The sequence below is a fragment of the Geodermatophilus sp. SYSU D00779 genome (genome assembly GCF_054050595.1).
Genome location: NZ_JBJGZQ010000010.1, coordinates 126,803 through 149,912 on the forward strand (window position 1 = coordinate 126,803; position 23,110 = coordinate 149,912).

The 23,110-nt window shown below is 73.8% G+C and carries 18 protein-coding genes; 8 read left to right on the forward strand and 10 right to left on the reverse strand.

The window, feature by feature from the left end:
* Positions 1 to 182 precede the first annotated feature (182 nt).
* Complete coding sequence (locus ACI79G_RS10255) at positions 183 to 566, forward strand: hypothetical protein (protein ID WP_456881019.1); 384 nt, start codon at positions 183 to 185, stop codon at positions 564 to 566.
* A 185-nt stretch (positions 567 to 751) separates the two neighbouring features.
* Here ACI79G_RS10255 and ACI79G_RS10260 read toward each other — a convergent pair whose 3' ends face one another.
* Positions 752 to 2,680 (reverse strand): FAD-binding monooxygenase, encoded by a 1,929-nt coding sequence (locus tag ACI79G_RS10260; RefSeq protein WP_456881020.1) that lies wholly within the window; start codon positions 2,678 to 2,680, stop codon positions 752 to 754.
* A gap of 107 nt (positions 2,681 to 2,787) precedes the next feature.
* Between ACI79G_RS10260 and ACI79G_RS10265 the strand changes: the two genes are divergently transcribed.
* Positions 2,788 to 3,528 (forward strand): IclR family transcriptional regulator, encoded by a 741-nt coding sequence (locus ACI79G_RS10265; RefSeq protein ID WP_456881021.1) that lies wholly within the window; start codon positions 2,788 to 2,790, stop codon positions 3,526 to 3,528.
* 469 nt (positions 3,529 to 3,997) lie between these two features.
* On the opposite strand, the gene ACI79G_RS10270 is transcribed toward ACI79G_RS10265, so the two are convergent.
* Complete coding sequence (locus ACI79G_RS10270) at positions 3,998 to 4,387, reverse strand: universal stress protein (protein ID WP_456881022.1); 390 nt, start codon at positions 4,385 to 4,387, stop codon at positions 3,998 to 4,000.
* A 58-nt stretch (positions 4,388 to 4,445) separates the two neighbouring features.
* Complete coding sequence (locus ACI79G_RS10275) at positions 4,446 to 5,924, reverse strand: CitMHS family transporter (RefSeq protein ID WP_456881023.1); 1,479 nt, start codon at positions 5,922 to 5,924, stop codon at positions 4,446 to 4,448.
* 297 nt (positions 5,925 to 6,221) lie between these two features.
* Here ACI79G_RS10275 and ACI79G_RS10280 point away from each other — a divergent pair, with 297 nt between their 5' ends.
* Both ACI79G_RS10280 and ACI79G_RS10285 read left to right on the forward strand, forming a co-directional pair.
* A complete protein-coding gene (locus ACI79G_RS10280) occupies positions 6,222 to 7,781 on the forward strand; it encodes an ATP-binding protein (RefSeq protein ID WP_456881024.1) in 1,560 nt (519 codons plus the stop codon).
* A gap of 73 nt (positions 7,782 to 7,854) precedes the next feature.
* Complete coding sequence (locus ACI79G_RS10285; RefSeq protein ID WP_456881025.1) at positions 7,855 to 8,535, forward strand: response regulator; 681 nt, start codon at positions 7,855 to 7,857, stop codon at positions 8,533 to 8,535.
* Positions 8,536 to 8,631: 96 nt separating this feature from the next.
* On the opposite strand, the gene ACI79G_RS10290 is transcribed toward ACI79G_RS10285, so the two are convergent.
* The 5 genes from ACI79G_RS10290 to ACI79G_RS10310 all read right to left on the reverse strand — a co-directional run bounded on the left by ACI79G_RS10290 (position 8,632) and on the right by ACI79G_RS10310 (position 13,687).
* Positions 8,632 to 10,032: an MFS transporter gene (locus tag ACI79G_RS10290; protein ID WP_456881026.1), complete on the reverse strand. Its 1,401-nt coding sequence runs from the start codon at positions 10,030 to 10,032 to the stop codon at positions 8,632 to 8,634.
* Positions 10,033 to 10,347: 315 nt separating this feature from the next.
* Positions 10,348 to 10,647 (reverse strand): muconolactone Delta-isomerase, encoded by a 300-nt coding sequence (gene catC / locus ACI79G_RS10295; RefSeq protein ID WP_456881027.1) that lies wholly within the window; start codon positions 10,645 to 10,647, stop codon positions 10,348 to 10,350.
* A complete protein-coding gene (gene catA, locus ACI79G_RS10300; RefSeq protein WP_456881028.1) occupies positions 10,644 to 11,492 on the reverse strand; it encodes a catechol 1,2-dioxygenase in 849 nt (282 codons plus the stop codon). The genes catC (ACI79G_RS10295) and catA (ACI79G_RS10300) overlap by 4 nt, the downstream gene beginning before the upstream one ends.
* Positions 11,493 to 11,642: 150 nt before the next feature.
* Complete coding sequence (locus ACI79G_RS10305; protein WP_456881029.1) at positions 11,643 to 12,746, reverse strand: mandelate racemase/muconate lactonizing enzyme family protein; 1,104 nt, start codon at positions 12,744 to 12,746, stop codon at positions 11,643 to 11,645.
* Positions 12,743 to 13,687 carry a LysR substrate-binding domain-containing protein gene (locus ACI79G_RS10310; protein ID WP_456881030.1) on the reverse strand — a complete coding sequence of 315 codons (945 nt, stop codon included), beginning with the start codon at positions 13,685 to 13,687 and terminating at the stop codon, positions 12,743 to 12,745. Before ACI79G_RS10310 ends, ACI79G_RS10305 begins: the two co-directional genes overlap by 4 nt.
* A gap of 257 nt (positions 13,688 to 13,944) precedes the next feature.
* Between ACI79G_RS10310 and benA the strand changes: the two genes are divergently transcribed.
* The 4 genes from benA (at position 13,945) to ACI79G_RS10330 (ending at position 21,540) form a co-directional block, all read left to right on the forward strand.
* Entirely contained in the window at positions 13,945 to 15,321 is a 1,377-nt protein-coding gene (benA, locus tag ACI79G_RS10315) for a benzoate 1,2-dioxygenase large subunit (protein ID WP_456881031.1), read from the forward strand.
* 4 nt (positions 15,322 to 15,325) lie between these two features.
* On the forward strand, positions 15,326 to 15,874 hold the full coding sequence (benB, locus tag ACI79G_RS10320) for a benzoate 1,2-dioxygenase small subunit (RefSeq protein ID WP_456881032.1): 549 nt from the start codon (positions 15,326 to 15,328) through the stop codon (positions 15,872 to 15,874).
* Positions 15,875 to 15,934: 60 nt separating this feature from the next.
* Complete coding sequence (gene benC, locus ACI79G_RS10325; protein ID WP_456881033.1) at positions 15,935 to 18,700, forward strand: benzoate 1,2-dioxygenase electron transfer component BenC; 2,766 nt, start codon at positions 15,935 to 15,937, stop codon at positions 18,698 to 18,700.
* Positions 18,701 to 18,762: 62 nt separating this feature from the next.
* Positions 18,763 to 21,540 carry an AAA family ATPase gene (locus ACI79G_RS10330; RefSeq protein ID WP_456881034.1) on the forward strand — a complete coding sequence of 926 codons (2,778 nt, stop codon included), beginning with the start codon at positions 18,763 to 18,765 and terminating at the stop codon, positions 21,538 to 21,540.
* 210 nt (positions 21,541 to 21,750) lie between these two features.
* Here ACI79G_RS10330 and catC (ACI79G_RS10335) read toward each other — a convergent pair whose 3' ends face one another.
* Entirely contained in the window at positions 21,751 to 22,038 is a 288-nt protein-coding gene (gene catC / locus ACI79G_RS10335; protein WP_456881035.1) for a muconolactone Delta-isomerase, read from the reverse strand.
* A gap of 100 nt (positions 22,039 to 22,138) precedes the next feature.
* The gene (gene catA, locus ACI79G_RS10340; RefSeq protein WP_456881036.1) at positions 22,139 to 23,008 is read right to left on the reverse strand and encodes a catechol 1,2-dioxygenase; all 870 of its coding nucleotides are present in this window, start codon (positions 23,006 to 23,008) and stop codon (positions 22,139 to 22,141) included.
* Positions 23,009 to 23,110 lie beyond the last annotated feature (102 nt).

Here is a 23,110-nt window from a genome sequence, read left to right on the forward strand (position 1 = left end):
GCGTGCCGGGGACGGGTGCGAGGACCGCGGTCGGCGCTACGGGGCTCTCCGGGAGCCGACCACCGGTCCTGACTCCGGCCAGGGCTCCGGGACGGGGAGACGCCCGGTCGACGCGTACTGGTGGGCGCGGTCACGGCGGAGCGGCGCCGAAGTGAGGAGCCTGCGCGAGGTGTGTCGTCGATGTGCGGCTCGAGACGAGGAAACCGGACATGCCTTCTGGAGCATTCGCTGTCTATGTCGACCAGAGCGCAGGAAGCGGCCCCAACGCCCACATCAACCGGGTCGTGCCCCTGCCTGTCAGTGCCGGTGACATCCGTTTCGGAGAACGGCGCCTGACGCTCTACTACGACGATCAGGTGCCGGGTGCGATGCCGAGCATTGTCGTCGACGTGCGCTTCCTCGGGGCAGGCTCGGGTTCCTCAGTCCAGCTCAGGGCCGGGGACTGCCGGCCCATCGAGGTCCCGCCAGAGGCGTGCGCGGCGTCCTTGCACGTGGAACCGGCACCGACGACGCCGCCGGGAACGACCCGCGGCGCGATCTCGGCACTCGTGGAGTTCGTGAGCTGAGGCCGGAGCGGGATCTCGAGGTCTGGCGGGATCAGTCGTGCGGTCACCTGCTCTCCTGCATCGCCTCGGATAGAGCTCCGGCGGACCGAGTCGGACGGACGCGTGGGCCCCGAGGCACGGCCGCGCAGAGCGCCGCACACCCAACTGAGTGCCTCGCCCGGATGTGGCTGCGGTGGACGGCGTCGCTACGCGGCGTCGACCAGGATGCCGGCGAAGAAGTCGACCAGCGCCTCGTGCGCGTCCAGCGGGAGGACGTGCGCGACGAACTGGTCCGGGCGGACGACCACGAGGCACCCCCGGTCCCGGTCCACGCCCCTCAGGTCGAAGACGTCGCCGCGCCCGGGGTCGGGGCAGAACGCCTTCTCGTAGTCGACGAGGCCGAGGCGGCCCTTCCGCGGCAGCAGGACCGGCGGCAGCGCGTCGACGGCCAGGTCCCGGTGCCCCTGCTGGAACACGGCGCGGACGTCGATCACCGAGTCCGGATCGGCGCCCGTCGGGGTGGACCGGGCGATCGGGGAGGCGTCCGAGGCCAGGAAGTCGCACAACGCCCGCGCGCGGGAGTCCGGGCTCGTCGGTTCCACCCGGTCGGCGAAGACGTAGAGCCGCCACGCGCCGTCGGCCCGGGCGACGTGGCCGAGGTGCAGCGGCTTGGCGTCGGCCAGCCGGATCACCGGGGCGGAGTGGAAGCGCATCCCGACCGGGAAGCCCGCCGCGAGGTCCTGGACGGAGCTCTCCGCGGTGATCATCGACGGGGCGTACCGGGTGGCGACCCCCGCGGTGAACCGGCCCTGGGCGACGAAGTACCGGTGGAACTCCTCCGGGTCGACCCCCTCGCCCTCGACGTCCCCGGACTCCTTCGGGCGAGCGCTGAACATCCGGGCGAACTCGCGGTCGAAGTCGATCAGCTCCTGGGCGACCGCCTGCCGTTCCGCGGAGTAGGTGTGCAGGAGCTCCGGCCGGGCCGTCCCCCTGAGGACGGCGCCGAGCTTCCAGCCGAGGTTCCAGGTGTCGGCCATGGACACGTTCATGCCCTGGCCCGCCTTGGCGCTGTGGGTGTGGCAGGCGTCCCCGGCGATGAACACCCGGGGGAGCCGGCCCGGCACCTCCTCCGCCGGCACGTCGTCGAACTTGTCGCACAACCGCTGGCCGATCTCGTACACCGACCACCACCCGACGTCCCGCACGCCGAGGGTGTAGGGGTGCAGGATCCGGTTCGCGGCCGCGGCCAGCTCCTCCGGGGTGACGGTGCGGCGGTCGAGCCCCTCCTGGTCGCCGACCTGGTCCAGCTCGATGTAGAAGCGGACCATGTACCCGCCCTCGCGCGGGATGACCAGGATGTTCCCCTGGTCGGCGGAGTGGATCGTGCACTTGAGCCGGATGTCCGGGAAGTCGGTGACCGCGAAGGCGTCCATGACGCCCCAGGACTGGTTCATCGGGTCGCCGACCAGCTCGCGGCCGATCGCGGACCGGGTGCGGCTGCGCGCACCCTCGCAGCCGACGACGTACCGGGCCCGGATCGTCGAGGTCTGCCCGGTCTCCTCGCCGCCCGACACGTGCTGCACGGTCACCGTCACCGGGTGCTCCGAGGAGCCGTCGGTGTCGATGCGGACGTCGGTGGCCTGCAGGCCGTAGTGCGGGGTCGACCGGCTGGCCGACCGCTCCATGTGCTCCAGCAGGTAGGCGAGCATGCGGGCCTGGTTGACGATGACGTGCGGCATCTCCGACAGGCCCTCCTCGACGTCCTGGACCCGGCCGGTGCGCCGGATGCGGCTCCGGTCGTCCGGGTCCGGCTGCCAGAAGGCGACCTCGTTGACCCAGTAGCCCTCGTCGACCAGGCGACCCGCCAGCCCGAACGCCTCGAGCATCTCGACCGTGCGGCAGGCGACCCCGTCGGCCTGGCCGACCTCGAGCGGGCCCTCCCTGCGGTCGATGACCGCGGTCCTGATCTCCGGGAACGCGGCCATCTGGGCGGCCAGGACGAGCCCGGCCGGACCGCACCCGATGATCAGGACGTCGACCTCTTCGGGGAGTCCGTCCGGCCGGTCGGCGACCGACGGGTGCGGCTCCTCGACCAGCGGGTCGCCGGGGGTGTAGCCGTCCAGGTAGAACTGCATCGTCTCGGCCCTCCTCGTCGCTCGGCGTGTGGACCCTGGCCTGAGCCGGTGGGGTCCGCAGCCAGACGGTCCCCTCGATGCCGCAGCCCGGAATAGCCTTTTCTGCTGTGAAGAACCGACCGCCCTATGCGATCGCCTCGGTCGACTCGGCCCTGCTCCTGGCCACCCTGCTGCAGCACGAGGGGCCGATGCGCGTGACGGACGCGGCCGAGCGCCTCGGGGTCTCCGCGTCGACGGCGCACCGCCTGCTCGGGATGCTCGTCTACCGGGACTTCGCCGAGCAGTTGCCCGACCGGCGCTACGGCCCCGGCCGGATCCTGGAGCGCACCCCGCTCCCGCAGGCGCCGGTCGCGCGGCTGCGGGAGCTGGCCCTGCCGCACCTGCGGCGGTTGGTCGACGAGCTCGGGGAGACGACCAACCTGATGGTCCTGACCGGCCCGGACGTGCGTTTCGTCGCCACCGTCGAGTGCGAGCACGTCCTCCGGGTGGGGGACCGGACCGGCCGGTCGCTGCCGGCACACCTGACCTCCGGGGGGAAGGCGCTCCTCGCCGCTCTGACCCCCGACGACCTCGACCTCGCACTCGGGCAGCACGACGACGAGACGGCGGCCCGGCTGCGCCGGGAACTGCCCACCATCCGGCGTCAGGGGTTCGCCGTCAACGACCAGGACACCGAGGCCGGACTCACCGCGGTCGGGGTCGCGATCCCGGACGGCGGGGGCGCCGTGGCGAGCGCGATCTCGGTCTCCATGCCCACCGCCCGCTACTCGGGGGACCGGCTGCGGGCGTGGTCGGTCGCGCTGTCGGCAGCCGCAGCGGCGATCGCAGCCGACCTCGACGCGGCCTGACCGATCCCGGGTGCGGCCGCTGCTGCGCCGTCCTCGGCCAGGCCGGTGCGGTGAGACGACCGCTGCCCCGGTCGTCGCCGGCACTGCCCTCGGCAGTTCTAGGGGACCGCAGCGAACGCCCTACCCGGTCCCGTCCCCGGGACGACCGACGGCCCTCACCATCGACCTGGTCAGGATGCCGGCGACGGCGGCCGCGGCGGCCGCGATGGCGGAGCGGAGCAGACGGTGCCTGCGGCTCATGGCAGCCTCCTGGCGCAGCGGTGTCCCGCCTCTCTACCCCGGTGGCCCGACCGGCTCAAGGCTCGCCGCGCATCGCACCGGCGCACCCGCGGAGCAGGCACCCGGCTCGCCGGGCCGGCGCGACCCGGGCGCACGTCACAGCGGCCGCCCGGGCTGACGACCGGGCGGCCGCTGTGGTGTGGGTGCCGGGTCCGTCAGCCGGCTCCGGGCGGGGCGTCCCCGCTCCTGCTCACCCGAGGCCCTTCACCGCGACGACGGGACACGGCGCGTCGAGGATGAGCCGCTGCGCGATGCTCCCCACGAGGAGCTTCATGGTGGGGGAGCGGCGCCGGACCGGGACGACGACGAGGTCGGCGCCGACCGCGGTGGCCAGCCGGTCGACCTGCGCGACCACGTCCTCCTCCGGGGCGTGGAGCAGGTGCGGCAGACCGGCGTCGACGAGCCGTTCCGTCACCCGCTCGCGGAGTGCCGGGGTGCTGTACTCCGGGGCCGCTGGCGAGTCGGCGCGGACGAGCACCACCTGCAGGTCGTTGCCGCACCGGCGCGCGTGGTCGGCGCCCCAGCGCAGGGCGGCGTCCCCCTCGGGACGGTCGTTCACCAGCACGATCGTGCTGCGCATCGCAGATCTCCTCGTCGACGGACCGGCGCCGGCCCCACGGGGCGGCGCCGGTCGGGGTTCACAGGGGGATGACGCTCAGCGCGAGGCCGGTCGCCAGCATGACCAGGGAGACGACGACCGACCGCCAGATGGCCTTGCGGTGGTGGTCGCCCATCTCGACCTTGGCCAGGGCGATCAGCAGCAGGAACGCCGGGACCAGCGGGCTCTGCATGTGCAGCGGCTGGCCGGTGACCGCGGCCCGGGCCATCTCGACCGGCTCGATGCCGTAGTTGGCGGCGGTCTCGGTCAGGACGGGCAGGACACCGAAGTAGAAGGCGTCGTTGCTCATCAGGAAGGTGAGGGGCATCGACAGCAGGCCGGTGATCACGGCCAGGTGCGAGCCCAGGCTGTGCGGGATCACGCCGATGAGCCAGTCGGCCATCGCGTCGACCATGCCGGTCCCCGACAGGACGCCGGTGAGGACGGCGGCCGCGAGCACCATGCCGACCACCGACACGACGCTGCCGGCGTGGGCCTTGAACTGGTCGGCCTGCTGCGAGACGTGCCGGAAGTTGATCACCAGCGCGAGGCCGACGGCGACCATGAAGACGAAGGGGATCGGGACCAGGTCGACGACGAGCATCACCATGACCGCGAGGGTCAGCGCCAGGTTGACCCACACCAGACCCGGCCGGGCCCGCTCCCCCCGGTCGGGCAGGCTCGCCGCGGGGTCGTGCGCGGGAACGGGGACCGGCTCGGTGGCGCCGACCGCCACCTCGACGGTGTCCTGCCGCACGCGCGCGCCCACCAGCACGCCTCCCGAGCGCACCGGAGCGCCGCCGACGCCCGCCGCGGCCGGGCGGAGTCCTCGCATCCCGGCCGGTGCGGGCGCCGGACCCCCGGAGCCGTCGGTCCCGGCCTCCCCGTCCACCGGCAGGTGGACGAGCCCGATGCGCTTGCGCTCGGAGCGCCCCAGCAGCCAGGCCAGGACGAAGACGGCGAGGATGCCGGCGACCATCGACGGGATCATCGGCACGAAGACGTCGGTCGGGCTCACGTTCAGCGCGGCCGCGGCGCGGGCTGTCGGGCCGCCCCAGGGGACGACGTTGAGCACACCGTTGGTGACCGCCGCGACGCAGGTGAGCACGACCGGGCTCATCCCGAGGCGCAGGTAGATCGGCAGCAGGGCCGACGTCACGATGATGAACGTGGTCGATCCGTCGCCGTCGAGGCTGACGATGGCGGTCAGGGCGGCGGTGCCGACGACGAGCTTGACCGGGTCGTGCCCGACCAGCTGCAGGATCTTGCGGATCAGCGGGTCGAACAGACCGACGTCGATCATGATGCCGAAGTAGGTGATGGCGAAGAACAGCAGCGCCGCGGTGGGCGCGAGGTCCTCGACCGACGACATCACCATGTCCCCGATGTCGGTGCCCGCGCCGGCAGCGATGCCGAAGGCGACCGGGACGAGGATGAGGGCGACCACGGGGGTGGTCCGCCTGCTCATGATCAGGTACATGAAGACCGCGATCATGAGGAAGCCGAGGGTGACCAGCACGGGTGGCTCCTGACGGTGTGGTGTCGATGGGTGCGGGGCCTGGTCGGGACCGGACGGCTCGACCGGGCGGCGGGCCCGCTCGGCGACGGAGAGCTCGGGTCGGCTCCTCCGTCAGGCCCTTGTGACCAGGGACACTAGGGAGGCACGTGGCCCAGGTCTCTCTTCCGCAGGAAAGCCGCACAGGTCGTGTTCTCGACGTTTCGCTCGTTCCGCTCAGCCGCTCGCCGGAGGCCGGCCGGGTCCGGGGCGGCCGGGCCGCGCACGGGCCTCCGGCGGGCGCTGCCCTTCACCCGGCAGATGCTCCTGCTGCAGCTCGCCGTGCTCGTCGCCGTGGTGGCCCTGGGGTTCGCGGTGGTCGCCTGGCGGCTGGAGGCGGGCCTCGAGCAGCAGTTCGAGCAACGCGCCCTCGCCGTCGCCCGGAGCGTCGCCGCGGAGCCCCGGCTGGCCGACGAGGTCCTGGCGCAGGACAGTGCTGACGTGCAGGCCCGGGCCCTGGCCGTGCAGCGGGCGACCGGCGCGCTGTTCGTCGTGGTCACCGACGACCGGGGCGTCCGCCTGGCCCACCCCGACCCCGCCAGGATCGGGGAGCGGGTGAGCACGAGCCCCGACGCCGCGCTGCGCGGTCGCGAGGTCGCCACCGTCGAACGCGGGACCCTGGGGCTGTCCGCCCGCGGCAAGGTCCCGCTCCGCGATGACACGGGGCGCGTGGTCGGGGAGGTCAGCGTCGGCTTCGACGCCAACGACATCTCCGTCGCCCTCCGGCGACTGCTGCAGAGCACGGCTGCCTTCCTCGGCGTGGCCCTGCTGCTGGGCGTGGCCGGGAGCCTCCTGCTGATCCGGCTGCTCCGCCGCCGGACGTTCGGGCTGGAGCCGGCCGACCTGGCCGAGCTGGTCCGGGAACGGGAGGCGGTGCTGTACGGGGTCTCCGACGGGGTCGTCGCCGTCGACGACCGCGGGGTGGTGAGCGCGGCGAACGCCGAGGCGTCCCGGCTCCTGGGGGTCCCGGTGGTGCCCGGCAGGCCGCTGGCCGACCTGGACCTGCCCGCGCCGCTCGCCCGCGCGCTCGCGGACCGGTCCGGCACCCCCACGGTCACCGTCACCGGGGACCGGGTGCTCGTGGTCACCCGGCGGGAGGTCGAACGCGACGGTCGGGCGCTCGGCTCGGTGGTCACCGTCCTCGACCGCACCGAGGTGGAGCGGCTCACCGACGAGCTCGGGGCCGTCCGGCTGATGACGCAGGCCCTGCGGGCGCAGCGGCACGAGTTCGTCAACCGCCTGCACACGGTGCACGGCCTGCTGCACACGGGGGACGCGGACGACGCCGCCGAGTACGTCAGCGCCCTGCTGGACGCCCCCGCGATCGCCATGGCCGACAACAGCGAGGCGATCGCCTCCTCCACGGTGCGCGCCTACCTCGGCGGTCAGGTGGCCCGGGCCGCGGAGCTCGGCGTGCAGCTGCTCATCTCCGACGGCAGCTGGGTGCCCCACCGCCTGGTGGCGCCGGTGGAGGTGATCACCGTGCTGGGCAACCTGGTCGGCAACGCCGTGGAGGCAGCGCACGACTCCGCCGTCCGGCCGGCGACGGTCGAGGTCGACCTGCTCGCCGACGGGGACGACCTGGTGGTGTCGGTGGCCAACACCGGGGACGGGCTGCCCCCGGAGCGCCTGGCGGGCATCTTCACCGGAGGCGTGAGCACCCGCGGCGAGGGCCGCGGCCTGGGGCTGGCCATCGCCCGCGGCACCGCCGAGAGCCTCGGCGGGTGGGTCGAGGTGACCCACCCGGGCGGGAACGGCGCCATGACCGTGTTCGTCAGCCGGCTGCCCGGTGTGCTCGAGCGGCCGGAGGTGACCACGTGAGCGCGCTCGCGAGCTCACGCGTGGACGCAGCGGCGCCGCGGACGCGGCCGACGAGCGCCGGCGAGGAGGGCTCGTGAGCTTCGCCGTCCTCGTCGTCGACGACGACTTCCGGGTCGCCCGGCTGCACGCGCGCCTCGTCGAGGACGTCCCCGACTTCCGGGTGGTCGGCGTCGCGCACACCGCCGAGCAGGCCCGGCACCTGGTCGCCGAGCACTCCCCGGACCTGGTCCTGCTGGACAACTACCTGCCCGACCAGCAGGGGGTCGAGCTCGCTCCGCAGCTCGGCTGCGACGTGCTCATGGTGACCGCCGACAGCTCCGCGGGGCTGATCCGTGCCGCCGTGGCGGCCGGCGCGGTCAACGTCCTGGTCAAGCCGTTCACACCGGAGCGGCTCGCGGAGCAGTTGTCCGCGTACGCCCGCTACCGCGCGCTGCTGCGCGACTCCGCCGACGAGCTCGGCCAGCAGGGCGTCGACCGGGCCCTCGCCGCGCTGAGACAGGCCTCCCGGGCCTCGCCACCCAAGGGGCAGTCCTCGGTCACCGCGCGGTTGGTCGCCGAGCGGCTGCGCACCTCGGACGCCGCCCTCACCGCGGCCGACGTCGCCGACGCCCTGGGCATCTCACGCGCCACGGCCCAGCGCTATCTCGCCGCTCTCACCGAGACCCACCAGGCCAGCGTCTCCCTGCGCTACGGCAGCACCGGCCGCCCCGAGCACCTGTACCGGTGGGGCCCCGATGCCGCCCGGGCGGAGTAGGACGCCGTCCGGACACGGCCCGGGACGCGCCGGCCCCGGACGCCGGGGTGCGGCGTCCGGGACCGGCGGATCGTGCGTCCGTGGCTGCGGGACCCGCTACCGGGTCCGGTGGGCGAGCAGGTCGCCCGGCTCCACGGCGAGCGCGGCCGGCGCCGACCGGCGGGCCGCCTGCGCGTGCCGGGCGTCCGCCGTCGGCACGACCAGGGTGAGCAGAGCGCCGAGCACGGCCAGGGCGGTCAGCACGTAGAAGATGGAGTTGAGCGCGATGCCGGAGGCGACGAGCAGGCCGCCGATGAGCGGACCGCCGATGCCCCCGAGGCGCCCGAACCCGGCGCACCAGGCGACACCCGCGCTGCGCACGTTGGTGCGGTAGTAGGTCGCGACGAAGCCGTAGATGAGGATCTGCGTCCCGCTCGTCCCCAGCCCCACCACCGCCACGAACGCCAGCAGCACGCCCAGCGGGAGGCTCACGGTCAGCAGCGCGATCGCCGCGGCACCCAGCGTGAAGGACGCCGCCACCACCGGCTTGGGCCCGAACCGGTCGGCGAACCGCGAGGCGACCAGCGCGCCCAGGACCGCGCCGCCGTTGAGGACCAGCAGGAAGGCCAGGGACCCGTTGGTGGAGAAGCCGGCGCGGCCCATCAGCTCGGGCAGCCAGGTGTTGAGCGCGTAGACCAGCAGGAGACCGGTGGCGCTGAGCAGGCCCAGCAGGAGGGTGGGCAGCAGGTAGGTGCGGCCGGCCAGCCCGGCGAAGCCCGCCCGGCCCTCGACGACCGGTTCGGGGACCCGGGGGCCCTCGGTGCCCGGCGCGGCCAGCGACACCCCGGTCCGCGCGGCGACGGCCCGCGCCTCGTCCAGGCGTCCCCGCGACGCCAGCCAGGCCGGCGACTCGGGCATCTTGAGGAAGGCGAGGGGGAGCAGCGTCAGCAGCGGCAGGGCACCGATCCAGAACATGCCCCGCCAGCCGATGACGTCCAGCAGCAGGATGGCCAGCAGCGCGGCGAGCAGGCTGCCCAGCGGCACCCCGGAGTAGGTGATCGCGTTGGCCAGGTTCTTCCTGCCCGCGGGCGCGAACTCGGCGACCAGCGCCCCGGTGGTGGCGACCAGGGCGCCGACCCCGATGCCGGTGACGAAGCGGAGCAGGCCGAAGGCGGTCGCGCTCGTGGCCAGGGCGGTGAGGGCCATGCCGACGGAGAACCACGCGTAGGCGGTGAGCATGACCTTCCGCCGGCCGATGACGTCGGCGACGCTGCCGGCCAGGAGGGCGCCGACGAGCACGCCGATGAGCGCGTAGCTGCCCAGGGCGCCGGCCAGGGCCGGCGTCACCTCGCCGATCTGACCCGGGTCGCGCAGGAAGAGCGGGACGACGGTCCCGTAGACGACCAGGTCGTAGCCGTCGAAGACCAGGCCGACCGTGGCCAGCGAGACGATCCAGGTGACCGACCTGCGACGGAGCGCGTCCTGCCGGACGGCTCCGTCCTGCGTGGATGGTGCCACTGCTGTTCTCCTCGGGACGGGCCCTGGCTCGAAGACGGCACGGGAGCCGTGGCAGGGCAGGGGACACCCGGCGACCGACGTCGCCACGGGGTGGGGGAGGGGAGACGCGCCGGGCTGGAGGGAGGTCGCCGGGCGGCCGGGTGGTGCAGCGGTGCGGGTCGTGCGGGTCGTGCGGTGGTGCGGGTCGTGCGGTGGTGCGGGTCGTGCGGTGGTGCGGGTCGTGCGGTGGTGCGGGTCGTGCGGTGGTGCTCACTGCGCGGTGTTCACTGCGCCGGGTCCTGCGCGGTGCCTACGGCGCCGGGTCCTGCGCGGTGCCTACTGCGCCGGGTCCTGCGCGATGTCCGACGGGTGCGCGGCCAGCGGGGTGACCGTGATGCTCATGTACGGGAACAGCGGCAGCCCCCACAGGATCTGGTGCAGCTGCTCGTTGCTGTCGACGGCGAAGACGCTGAGGTTGGCGTACTGACCGACACAGCGCCAGATGTGCGGCCAGTGGCCCGAGCGCTGCCAGCGCTGGGAGTAGGCCTTCTCCCGGGCGAGGAGGTCGTCGCGCGCCGCCGGGTCCATGTCCGGCGGCAGCGCGACGTCCATCCGCACCGCGTACAGCTGCGTCACGCGGGGTCCAGCGCGAAGTCGTAGGTGACCTCCTCGCCCTGTCCGGAGGCGGCCGGGGCCGGGTGCAGGACCAGCTCCGGCTTCACGGCCTGGGCGACGTCGTCCTCGACGTGCTGCCCGCCCGCGAAGTACAGCTGCGTGGTGACCAGCTGCTTGCCCGGGGCCGACACCTTCAGGTGCAGGTGGGCCGGGCGCCAGGCGTGCCAGCCGGCCGCCGCGATCAGCGCGCCGCACGAGCCGTCGGTGGGGATCTGGTAGGGCGCGGGCTTGATGGTGTGGAACGCGAACCGGCCGTCGGCACCGGTGAGGACGGTGCCGCGCAGGTTCCAGTCGGGGATGCCCGGCGCGAACTGCGAGTAGTAGCCGTCGTCGTCGGCGTGCCACAGCTCGACCCGCGCGTCCTCGATCGGGGTGCCGTCGAGGTCGGTCACGGTGCCCTGGAACAGGAACGGCGTGCCCTGCTCGCCGTCGCGCATCGGCAGGGTGGCCTCGCTGCGGTACTCCGGCGAGCCCGGGATGTAGTACGGGCCCTCGATCGTGCCGACGGCGCCCAAGCGGCCGGCGTTGGCGACCTCCTCGACCACGTGCTCGATCCACACGTCGAGGAACAGCGGCCACTCGCCGTCCTCGCCGACCCGGATCAGCCACGCCTTGAGGGCGTCGTACTCGGCGTAGGTCACCCCGTGCTTGCGGATGACCTCGTGCAGGGCCGTGATGGCGTCGGTGGCGATGGCGGACACGCGCGCCTGGTCGACGGCGGCGGCGCTGCGCTCCTTCTGGGCGAAGCGCTCGGTGGCGTTGCGGCCGGAGCCGGCCGCGGTCGGGTTGGGGACGGTCGCGGTCATGGTGATCTCCTCGTGTGCGGTGCGGATGGGACGGGGATGCGGTGGTCTCCCTGCAGGGGCCCGCCGTGGCCCCGTCTCGGGTCCCACCCCGAGCCTGCGAAGGGTGGGGAGGACGGGGTCCTTCTTCGGTGGGGGGGGCAGGGAGGCCCTTCAACGGTCCTGCCGGTAGCGGGCGAGCTTGTCGGGGTCGATCTCGATGCCGATCCCCGGTCCGGGGCGGACGGCCAGCTCGCCGCCGGTGATCTCCAGCGGCTCGGTGAGCAGGTCGTCGCTCATGTCGAGGAAGTTGGAGAGCTCACCGGCCCGGCGTGCGGAGTGCCGGTGGGCGGCGCCGAAGGCCACGGAGCACGCGGTGCCGACCTGGCCGTCGATCTGGTTGCCCATGACGACCTCGACGCCGAGGCCCTCGCACTGGTGCAGGATCCGCTGGGAGGTGCTGAACCCGGTGCGGGCGGTCTTGATGCTGATGGCGGTGGCCGCGCCGTCGAGCAGCTCCCGGGTGACCTGACCCGGCGTCGTGGCGCTCTCGTCGGCGACGGTGGGCACCGTCGTCTGCGCGGTGAGCCAGCGCCGGCCGAGCACGTCGTCGGCCGGGCACAGCTCCTCGGACAGCGTGAGGTCCAGGTCGGCCATTGCGCGCAGGGCCCGCGCCGCCTCCGACGGGGTCCACCCGCGGTTGCCGTCGACGTAGAGCTCCACGTCCGGCCCGAGCGCCGCGCGCAGGGCACGGCAGGCGCCGACGTCGAGCTCCACCGGGCGCCGGCCCACCTTGACCTTGAAGGTGCGGATGCCGTGGGTGTCGCGGACGCGCTCGGCCTCGGCGACCATCTCGGCGTCGGAGGAGAACCCGACCATGTGCGACACCCGCATCCGGTCGGTGAAGCCGCCCAGCAGCTGGGAGACCGACACCCCGAGCGTGCGGCCCAGCGCGTCCCAGATCGCCATGTCCACCGCCGCCTTGGCGGCCGGGTTGCCGACGGTGCGCTCCATCCGCGCGGAGGCGGTCTCGCGCTCCAGCAGCGTGAGGTCCACCAGCTGCGGCGCGAAGAGCTTGTCGACCACCGCGATGATCGACTCCTGGGTCTCGCCGTAGGTGTAGGGCCGCGGCGGGGCCTCCGCCACGCCGACCACGCCGTCGTCGGTGTGCACCCGGACCAGCACGTGGTCGGCGACGTGCACCTCGCCGCTGGCGAAGCGCAGCGGCTTCCTGTACGGGATCGCGAACGGGATCGCCTCGACCTTCTCGATCTTCAACGGGTCCCTCCCAGTGGGGCGGTGTCGGGTGCGGTCGGGCTGGGGAACCCCGCGTCGGGCACGAGGAAGCCGTTGGCCTCCAGCGCGTCGAGCAGCCGGGCGAGGGCGGGGGAGCGGTCCTCGCGCCGCCAGGCCAGGGCCAGGTCGATGTGCACGTCGTCGGCGACGGGCACGAAGCTGACCCCGTTGACGCGCAGCGCCAGCACGGACTCGGGCAGCAGGGCCACGCCCAGGCCGGCGGCGACCAGCGTGAGCATGACCGAGGTCTCCGCGGCCTGGTGGGTGCGCCGGGGCAGGAAGCCCGCGGCGAGGCAGGCCTGGGTCACGACGGTGTTCACGACGGAGCCCTCGACGCCGTAGACGACGAAGTCCTCGTCCCGCAGCTCGGTCAGCCCGACCGGCTCGTCACCGGCGAGACGGTGGCTGCCGGGCGCGGCGAGGACCAGCCGTTCCCGGGTGATGAGCCGGGACGACAACCCCGCCCGGCGCAGCGGCGGACGCAGCACGGCGAGGTCGATCCGGTCCTCCTCGAGGGCCAGTTCCTGCGCCGGGGTGAGCAGGTCGGTCTGGAACCGCAGCACCAGGCCGGGTACCTCCCGGGCGGCGATCCGGGCCAGCTGGGGCAGCTGGCGGAGCGCCGCCAGCCCGGTCGCCCCGACGCGCAGGAGGCCGGTGCTGCCGGCGCCGATCAGCCGGACCCGGGTCCGCGCGGCCTCGATCGAGTCGAGGATGCGCTCGGCGTCCTGCAGGAACGCCTCGCCGGCGGGCGTGAGCTCGACCCGCCGCGTCGTCCGGGTGAACAGCGCGGTCCCGAGCTGGGCCTCCAGCTGGCGGATGGCCTGGGACAGCGGGGACTGGGCCATGTGCAGGCGTTCGGCCGCCCGCCCGAAGTGGCGGGTCCGGGCGACGGTGACGAAGTAGTGCAGCTGGCGGATCTCCACGTGCCCTCCTCCGTCGATCGGTCGGCTCCGGGCCCGGGCGTCGAGGGGACGCGCCGTGCCGCAGCGGCTGTGACGCACTCAACGTAGAGGCCCCAGTCATGTACCCACAAAGACCGAGTTCCGCTCGATTGAGATGCCGGAAGTCTCAATCAGTGCCTGGTCAGGACTAGGCACATTGCTGACGCGAACGTGACCGGCGCCACCCACAGTGGGGTGCAGCGCCATCGACCACCGCCCATGCCGACCGGAGGCCCGCCATGACAGTCGACGCCAACCAGCTCAGCGACGTCCTCGCCGATGCCGTCATCGAAGACCCCGAGGCCGGGATCTACCGGGCCAACCGTCGGATCTTCACCGACGAGGAGATCTTCGAGCTGGAGATGACCCACATCTTCGAGGGGAACTGGGTCTACCTCGCGCACGAGAGCCAGATCCCGAACGCGGGGGACTACTTCACGACCTACATCGGCCGTCAGCCGGTCGTCATCACGCGCGACAAGAGCGGTGAGCTGCACTGCCTCATCAACGCCTGTGCGCACCGCGGCGCGATGCTGTGCCGCCGCAAGACGGACAACCGGATGACGCTGACCTGCCCCTTCCACGGCTGGACGTTCCGCAACGACGGCACGCTGCTCAAGGTCAAGGACCCCGACGGCGCCGGCTACCCCGCCAGCTTCAACAAGGACGGCTCGCACGACCTGGTCAAGGTCGCGCGGTTCGACAGCTACCGCGGGTTCCTCTTCGGCAGCGTCAACCCGGACGTGAGCACGCTCGCCGAGCACCTCGGTGACACCACCAAGGTCATCGACATGCTCGTCGACCAGTCGCCGGAGGGGCTGGAGGTGCTGCGCGGCTCCTCGACCTACACCTACGACGGCAACTGGAAGGTCCAGGCCGAGAACGGCGCCGACGGCTACCACGTCAGCGCGACCCACTGGAACTACGCGGCCACGACCTCGCGGCGCAGCACGGGGGAGTCGAAGAACACGACCAAGGCGCTGGACGCCGGCGGCTGGGGCAAGTCCGGCGGCGGCTACTGGTCCTACCCCAACGGGCACCTGTGCCTGTGGACCTGGGCGGCCAACCCGCAGGACCGCCCGCTGTGGGACCGCATGGACGAGCTCAAGGCCCAGTTCGGGGAGGCCAAGGGCGAGTTCATGGTCAAGGGCTCCCGCAACCTGTGCCTCTACCCGAACGTCTACCTGATGGACCAGTTCAGCACCCAGATCCGGCACTTCCGGCCGATCTCGCCCGAGCAGACCGAGGTCACCATCTACTGCATCGCCCCCAGGGGCGAGAGCGCCGAGGCCCGTGAGCACCGGATCCGCCAGTACGAGGACTTCTTCAACGCCTCCGGCATGGCCACCCCCGACGACCTGGAGGAGTTCCGCTCCTGCCAGCTCACCTTCCGGGCCACCGCCGCGCCCTGGAACGACATGAGCCGCGGTGCCGAGCACTGGCTGAACGGGCCGGACCCGGTCGCCAAGGCCCTCGGCATGGACGGCGTCATCTCCGCGGGGCAGCGCAACGAGGACGAGGGGCTGTACCCGATCCAGCACGGCTACTGGCTGCAGACCATGCGCGCCGCCGTCGAGAAGCAGGCCGGCGTGTCCACCGCGACCTCGGAGGGCTGATCCCGTGACCACCACCCAGAACCCCGTGCAGACCCCGGCCGAGGCGGCACCTGCGGGCGGCAAGCTCATCACCCAGAACGCGATCGAGCAGTTCCTCTACCGCGAGGCCCGCTACCTCGACGACCGCGAGTTCGAGAAGTGGCTGGAGTGCTACGCCGACGACGTCGTCTTCTGGATGCCGTCGTGGGCCGACGACGACCGGCTCACCGAGGACCCGCACCGGGAGATGTCCCTCATCTACTACCCGAACAAGGGTGGCCTCGAGGACCGCGTCTTCCGGATCCGCACCGAGCGCTCCAGCGCGACGTCGCTGCCCGAGCCGCGCACCAGCCACAACATCACCAACGTGGAGGTCATCGAGCGCCGCGGCGACCTGGTCGACGTCCGGTTCAACTGGCACACGATGTACTTCCGGTACAAGACCGTCGACCCCTACTACGGGACGTCGTTCTACACGATCGACTTCTCCGGGCCCGCGCCGCTCATCCGGCGCAAGACCGTGGTGCTGAAGAACGACTACATCCACCACGTCGTCGACGTCTACCACCTCTGAGCGGCGGCTCCCGGCCGTTCCCCTCCAAGCTGCTGTTCCGCCGAGACGACGGAGATCTCCATGGACCACCGCGTGGCACTCGCGTTCGAGGACGGGGTCACCCGCTTCATCACCTGCCGGGACGACCAGACCGTCGCCGACGCGTCCTACCGGGCGCGGATCAACATCCCGCTGGACTGCCGTGACGGCGCCTGCGGGACGTGCAAGGCGCTCTGCGAGTCGGGCGAGTTCGACGGGGGCACCTACCTCGAGGACGCGCTGTCGGACGACGAGGCCCAGAACGGGTACGTGCTGCCCTGCAGCATGAAGCCGCGCTCGGACCTGGTGCTGCAGATCGCGACCACCTCCGCGGTGGCCAAGACCAGCGCCGCCACGCACCGCGGTCGCATCACCGCGCTGGACCGGCTGTCCCCGACGACGGTCGGGCTCACCATCGAGATCGACGACCGGGACGCCCTGGCGTTCCTCCCCGGGCAGTACGTCAACATCGCCGTCCCGGGGACCGAGGAGTCCCGGTCGTACTCCTTCAGCAGCGCCCCGCAGGACCAGGAGCTGACGTTCCTGGTCAAGCTGACGCCCGGCGGCGTCATGTCGACCTACCTGGAGGAGCGCGCCGCGGTCGGTGACGAGATCACCTTCACCGGTCCGCACGGCAGCTTCTTCCTGCGCGAGTCCGACGCCCCGCTGCTGCTCCTGGCCGGCGGCACCGGGCTGGCGCCGATCCTGTCCATCCTGCGGACGCTGGAGGGCAACCGCAGCGACCGGCAGATGCACCTGGTCTACGGGGTCACGACCGACGACGACCTGGTCGAGATGGAGGCCATCGAGCAGCTCGCGGGCGGCATCGAGGGGCTCACCTGGGACTACTGCGTCGCCGACCCCGCCACCAAGGCACCCAACCAGGGCTACGTCACCGGCCTGTACGGGCCCGAGCACCTGCACGACGGCGTTGCCGCGGTGTACCTCTGCGGCCCGCCGGCCATGGTGGAGGCGGTCCGCAAGCACGTCGCCGGGCTCGGGGTGGCCCCCTCGGGCTTCTACTACGAGAAGTTCGCGCTGGCCGCGGTCCCGACGGAGGCCGCCGAGGAGGTCGTCGCGCCGGAGCCCGAGGCGGTCGTTCCGGAGTCCGCGGCGGTGGCCCCCGAGCCGCCGCCGGTCGTCGTCCCGGACACCGTCGCCGAGCTGCTGGCCCTGGACGGCCGGGAGGGCCGGACGACGGCCGGGCAGGGCCTGTTCCCGCCGGTGGAGCTGACCCCCCTCGGCGCCGACGGAGCCGGGCCGCGCACCGAGTCGCCGTCGGACATGTGGCGGCTGGCGGGGCAGCAGCTTGGGGAACCGTTCCCCACCGGCGACGTCCTCCCCGTGGACGACGCCGAGGACCTCGTGCCCGCCGTCGGTGCCCGCGCCGTCGCCGGTCAGGAGATGCTGCCCCGGGTGGAGCTGGAGCAGCTCACCCCGCCGGCGCCCTCGCCACCGGCCGGTCAGCCGGACGCCGGGACCGAGGACGCAGCGGTCCAGCCGACGCTGACCCCCGAGGGCTACTCCATCACGGCCGACGGGTACGAGATCGGTGAGGAGCACCCGTCGGTGCACGAGTCCGACGCCATCTTCGACGCCCGCCGGGCGCTCGAGCTCGGCGCCGCCGAGCTCACCATCGGTCGCCTGACGCACCAGGAGCTCATCGGCTACCGGGTGCTGGCCGAGGCCACCGTGCCCTACGTCGAAGGCGACCGGTTCGTCGACGCGGCGGCGTACACCGAGACCAACGCCGCCTTCCACGACTACCTGTTCACCCTCACCGGCAACGAGCACCTGCTGCGCGCCTACCAGGCGCTCGGCGTCAAGGGGCACATGGAGGAGTCCCTCCGGTCGGCCACCTGGTGCCACCCCCGGTGCGCCCAGGACCACCTCGACATCGTCGAGGCGTTCCGGGACGGCGACCGCGAGCGGGCACGGGTCCTGATCACCGAGCACGCGGAACGCTCCAAGGAGACCACCCGCCGGGCCATGCACGACCTCGCCGCGGGACGCCGTCCCCGGTTCGTGACGCCGGGCCGGTTCGCCGGTCGGGTCGTCCTGGTCACCGGTGCCGGGCAGGGGATCGGCGAGCGCACGGCCCGGCGGATCAGCGCGGAGGGCGGGACCATGGTGCTGGCCGACCGCGCCGAGCTGGTGCGCGACCTGGCCGAGGAGCTGGGGCAGCCCGGGGCCGAGGCGATCCCCGTCGTCGCCGACCTGGAGACCTGGGAGGGCGCGAAGTCCGTCGTGGACGCCGCGCTGGCGCGGTTCGGCCGCATCGACGTCGCCATCCACACCGTCGGCGGCACGATCTGGGCCAAGCCGTTCGAGCACTACCCGCCCGAGCAGATCCAGGCCGAGATCAACCGGTCCCTGTGGCCGACGCTGTGGTGCTGCCGCGCCGTCGTCCCGCACATGGTCGAGCGGGGGCAGGGCACCATCGTCAACGTGTCGTCGGTGGCCACCCGTGGGGTCAACCGCCTGCCGTACTCCGCCGCCAAGGGCGGGGTCAACGCCATCACCACCGCGCTGGCCCTCGAGATGGCCCCGCACGGCGTGCGGGTCGTCGCCACCGCCCCGGGCGGGACCGACGCCCCACCGCGCCGCACCCCGCGCGGCCCGGCGCCGGAGACGGAGCTCGAGCAGTCCTGGTACCGGTCGATCGTCGACCAGACGGTCGAGTCCTCGCTGATGAAGCGGTACGGGACCCTGGACGAGCAGGCCGCGGCCATCACCTTCCTGGCGTCGGAGGAGGCCTCCTACATCACCGGGACCATCCTGCCCGTGGCCGGTGGCGACCTGGGCTGAGTCGCTGGGCGAGGGGCTGCGGAACAGGGGAGTCCCCGGCCTCCCGGCCCTACGGTGTCGGCGTGAGCGCGACCGACGAGGACGCCCACGTCGTGGGGCTGGCCACCGAGACCGCGCAGCTCGAGGCGCTGCTCCTCCGCGCCTGCGCCGGCGGACCGGTGGTGGTCGTCGTCGAGGGCCCGGCCGGGATCGGCAAGACCACCCTGCTGCGCCGGTTCCTGCGCCGGCACCCCGAGGTGCCGACGACGGCGGCCACCGGGCTGCCGTGGGAGAGCGGCCGGGCCGGGGCGCTGGCCCGTCGGCTCCTCGACGACGACCCGGGGGACTCCCCGGCGCGGCCGGCCGGCGACGACCCCGTCGACCTCGGCACCGCGCTCGCCCGGCGGTGGGAGGCCCGGGCCAGGGAGGAGCCGCTGCTGGTCGTCGTCGACGACGCACACCACGCTGACCCGGTCTCACTGCAGGCGATCGCCTCCGCGGTCGCGCGCACCCACCGCGCTCCGGTGCTGCTGCTCCTCGCCCGGACGACCGGCTGGCCGGACACCGGCGCCGTGGAGGCCGGCGCCGTCCTCGACCGGCTCGCGGCCACCTCCGTCCCCGTGCTGCGCCTCGGACCGGCCGAGACCCGGCTGCTCGCCGCGCGGGTCGCGGCGGTCGACCTCCCGATGCCCGTCGCCCGGCGCCTCTGCGAGCACACCGCCGGCATCCCCGGTCACCTCCTGGAGCTGTTCCGCGACACCCCGCCGGTCCGCTGGTCGGACTGGCAGACCCGGCTCCCCGCGCCGGCCAGCGTGCAGCGCCGCGTGCACCAGGCCCTCGACCGCTGCTCCCCGGAGGCGCGGGCGCTGGTCGAGGCGGCGGCCGTGCTCGGCCGGAACCCCGTGCTCGCCGACGCCGCGGCCCTGGCCGGGCTCACCGACCCGATCGCCGCCCTCGACGAGGCCTGTGCTGCCGGCCTCCTGGCGACCGCCGCCGGCCACGGCCTGGACGCGCTCGCCTTCCCGGAGCGGTTCATCCGTGGAGCCGTCCACGCCACCCTCTCGCCGCGGGCGCGGCACGAGCTCCACCTGCGCGCGGCCGCCGTGGTCACGGACGACACCGAGCGGCTCCGCCACCGGGTCGAGGCGGCACCGCTCCCGGACGCGCGCCTCGCCGAGGAGCTGGTCGAGCTGGCGCGGCGCAAGGCCGACGAGGGGGCGTGGGCCGTCGTCGCGGGCGCGCTCATCGACGCCAGCCGCATCAGCCCCACCCGGGCCGACCGCGAGGCCCGCCTCCTGCAGGCCGTCGACGCGCTCGCCGGAGCGGGCCTGCTCGGGCAGGCCGTGGACGCCCTCCCCGAGGTCGAGGCGCTGCCCACCGGCCCCCGCCGCGACGCCGTGCTGGCCTACGTCGCCGTCCAGCGCGGCCGCCGCGCCGAGGCCGCCGCCCACCTCGACACCGCCTGGCGCCTCCGGGGGACCGACCGCGGTGCCGCCGCCGTCGTCTGCCAGCGCTACGTGCTCCACGCCCTGGCCGACTGGGACGGCGACGAGCTGGTCCGGTGGGCCGGCCGGGCGGTCGAGTACGCCGAGCCCGGCTCGCCTGCAGCCGTCGAGTCCCGCGCCATCGCGGGGCTGGGCCACGCCGCGCGGGGCTGCGTCGACGAGGCGTTCACCACCTACCGGCACGCGGTCGCCGAGAGCCCGGCCGGACCCCAGCACCAGCGCGCGCGCATGGGCCTGGGCTGGTTGTACCTGGCGCAGGACCAGCCCGAGGCGGCCCGGCGCGAGCTGGAGTTCGCCGTGCCCACCGTGCGGCAGACCGGCTCGAACCGGATCTCCCTGTGGGCCCTGGTGTGGCTCGCCCGCACCCGCTTCGCCCTGGGCGACTGGTCCGGGGCACTGGACGCGGTCGGTCAGGCCGAGGCCCTGCTCAGCGCCACCGGGCTGGACCTGCTGCGTCCCCTCGTCCACTGGACCGGCGCCCAGGTCCACGCGCTGCGGGGAGAGCACGAGGACGCCGAGCGACACCTGCAGCTCGGCGCGGCCACCGAGCACGACTACACCGTCATGACCGTCCCCGCGCTGCTCGCGCGGGCGCACGTGGCCGAGGCGGCGTCGGACTACGACGCGGTGGTCCGCCACCTCGCCCCCCTCGCCGTCCGGACGCCGCGCACCGGTCTCGACGAACCGGGGTTCTGGCCCTGGCACGACGTCTACGCCAACGCCCTCGTCGTCACCGACCGGCTCCCCGAGGCCGAGGCGTTCCTCGTGCCGCTCGAGACGACGGCGCAGCGCCGGGGGCACCGCTCGGCGAGCGCCCGGCTCGGCTACGTCCGCGGTCGGCTGCTGGCGGCCCGAGGCGACCTGCCCGGCGCGGAGGAGGCGTTCGAGCAGGCGCGGGCCCGACTGGCCGTGCTGCCGCTGCCCTACGAGCGGGCGCGGGTGGACTTCGCCCACGGCATCACCCTGCGCCGCGCCGGCCGACGGCGGGACGCCGCCGCGCTGCTCACCACGGCACGGCAGTCGTTCGCCGCGCTCGGCGCCCGGGTCTACGTGGAGCGCTGCGACCGGGAGCTCAAGACGGCCCGGCCGGCGCCCCGCGGAGCCGAGACCGGCACCGAACACCTCACCGAGCAGGAGCGGACCGTCGCCACCCTCGTCGCGACCGGCCTGACCAACAAGGAGGTGGCCGCGTCGATGCTGCTGTCGGTCAAGACCGTCCAGTTCCACCTCACCCGGGTGTACGCCAAGCTCGGTGTCCGGTCCCGCTCCGAACTGGCCGCGCGCTTCTCCCGCGGACCCGCCCCCGGGGGGACCGGGGGACGTGGCCCGCAGGCCGGCGTCCCGGCTCCCCGCTAGGAGTTCGCCCGAGGCGGGGTCCCGGCGCCGGCGAGGTCGGCGACCCGGGGGTCGGACAGGCCGGTGTCGGTGCCCAGCGACGGGCCGAGCACGCGCACCGGGGCGTCGGCGGGCCGGTCCCCGACGGCGTGCAGGCGTGCGGTCGTGCCGCCCGCCGGGGGACGGCGGCGTCGCGGGCGGATCCGCGGCCGGACGGCGCCCCGGGACCCGTCACGGGTTGGCCGACAGCGCCGACGGGTGCTCGGTCAGCGGGGTCACCGCGATCGTCATGAACGGGAACAGCGGCAGGTTCCACAGGATCTCGTGCAGCTCGTCGCTGGAGCCGACGTCGAAGACGCTGATGTTGCTGTACTGGCCGACCACCCGCCACAGGTGCACCCACGTGCCGCTGCGCTGCAGCTCCAGCGCCCGGGCCTTCTCGGTGGTGACCAGCCGGGTGCGCTCCTCGGGGTCGAGGTCGTGGGGGACGGCGACGTCCATGCGGACGTGGAAGAGCATGCTCAGTTCCTCCTGGACCGGGGCGACGGTGACCGGGCGAGCCCCGCCCGGGGCCCCGGACCGGCCGCGGCTCACCGCTGTCCGGCCCGGGGCGCGGGGGTCACGCGGCTCGGGCGCCTGCGTCGCGCTCCAGCACGAAGTCGTACTCGACGCGTCCGGTGCCGTCGCCCTGGTCCTGGGGGTCGAGGACGAGCTCGGGCTTGACCGCGGAGGCGACGTCGCTGTCGAGCCACTCGCCGCCGCGGAAGTAGAGCTGGGTGGTGATGGCCCGGTGGCCCGGCGCGCTGACGATCAGGTGCAGGTGGGCGGGGCGCCACGGGTGCCAGCCGGCGGCCTCGATGAGCTTGCCGGTGGGTCCGTCGGTGGGGATCTGGTAGGGCGCGGGCTGGATGGTGCGGATCTCGAACCGGCCCTCGTCGTCGGCCACCACCAGGGCGCGCAGGTTGCCCTCGGGCAGGTGCGGGGCGAACCCGGAGTAGTAGCCGTCGGCGTCGGCCTGCCACATGTCGATCTCGGCGCCGGGGACCGGGTTGCCGTCCACGTCGCGGACCTGCCCGGCGAAGACCAGGTGGCTGCCCTTCTCGTCCTCGCGCATCGGCATCGTGGCCGGGGAGGGGATGCGCTCCTGGCCGGGCAGGTAGTACGGGCCGAGGATGGTGCCCTTGGTGCCCTGCTGGGTCTCGGCCTGCACCTCCTCGACCACGTGCTCGACGAAGACGTCCAGGAACAGCGGCCACTCGCCGCCCTCGCCGACCTGGATCAGCCACGCCTTGGCGGCCTGGAACTCCGGATAGGTGACCCTGTGCTCCCGGATGGCCGAGTGCACGCCGTCCAGGACCGCCCGGACCACCGCGTCGACCCGTTCCGGTGGCACCTGGCGGGCAGCCTCGTACATCTCGGTGGTCAGGAACGACTCCGTCGCGCTGGCCCCCGACCCGGCCGCGGTGGGGCCCTGCTGGGTGTCGGTCATGGCGTGCTCCTCGGATGTCAGCGCGGTGGTCCGACCGTCCGTCACCGGCCGGGCCTGCGATCCCGGGATGGGTGAGCTGCCATCGTCGCCGACGCCGTGGGG

What these genes read in the sequence shown, in the direction of transcription:
- ACI79G_RS10260 (WP_456881020.1), bottom strand. Translation starts at nt 2,680, where the DNA reads ATGCAGTTCTACCTGGACGGCTACACCCCCGGCGACCCGCTGGTCGAG.
- ACI79G_RS10270 (WP_456881022.1), bottom strand. Translation starts at nt 4,387, where the DNA reads ATGCGCAGCACGATCGTGCTGGTGAACGACCGTCCCGAGGGGGACGCC.
- ACI79G_RS10280 (WP_456881024.1), top strand. Translation starts at nt 6,222, where the DNA reads ATGCTCCTGCTGCAGCTCGCCGTGCTCGTCGCCGTGGTGGCCCTGGGG.
- catA (WP_456881028.1), bottom strand. Translation starts at nt 11,492, where the DNA reads ATGACCGCGACCGTCCCCAACCCGACCGCGGCCGGCTCCGGCCGCAAC.
- benA (WP_456881031.1), top strand. Translation starts at nt 13,945, where the DNA reads ATGACAGTCGACGCCAACCAGCTCAGCGACGTCCTCGCCGATGCCGTC.
- benC (WP_456881033.1), top strand. Translation starts at nt 15,935, where the DNA reads ATGGACCACCGCGTGGCACTCGCGTTCGAGGACGGGGTCACCCGCTTC.
- catC (WP_456881035.1), bottom strand. Translation starts at nt 22,038, where the DNA reads ATGCTCTTCCACGTCCGCATGGACGTCGCCGTCCCCCACGACCTCGAC.
- catA (WP_456881036.1), bottom strand. Translation starts at nt 23,008, where the DNA reads ATGACCGACACCCAGCAGGGCCCCACCGCGGCCGGGTCGGGGGCCAGC.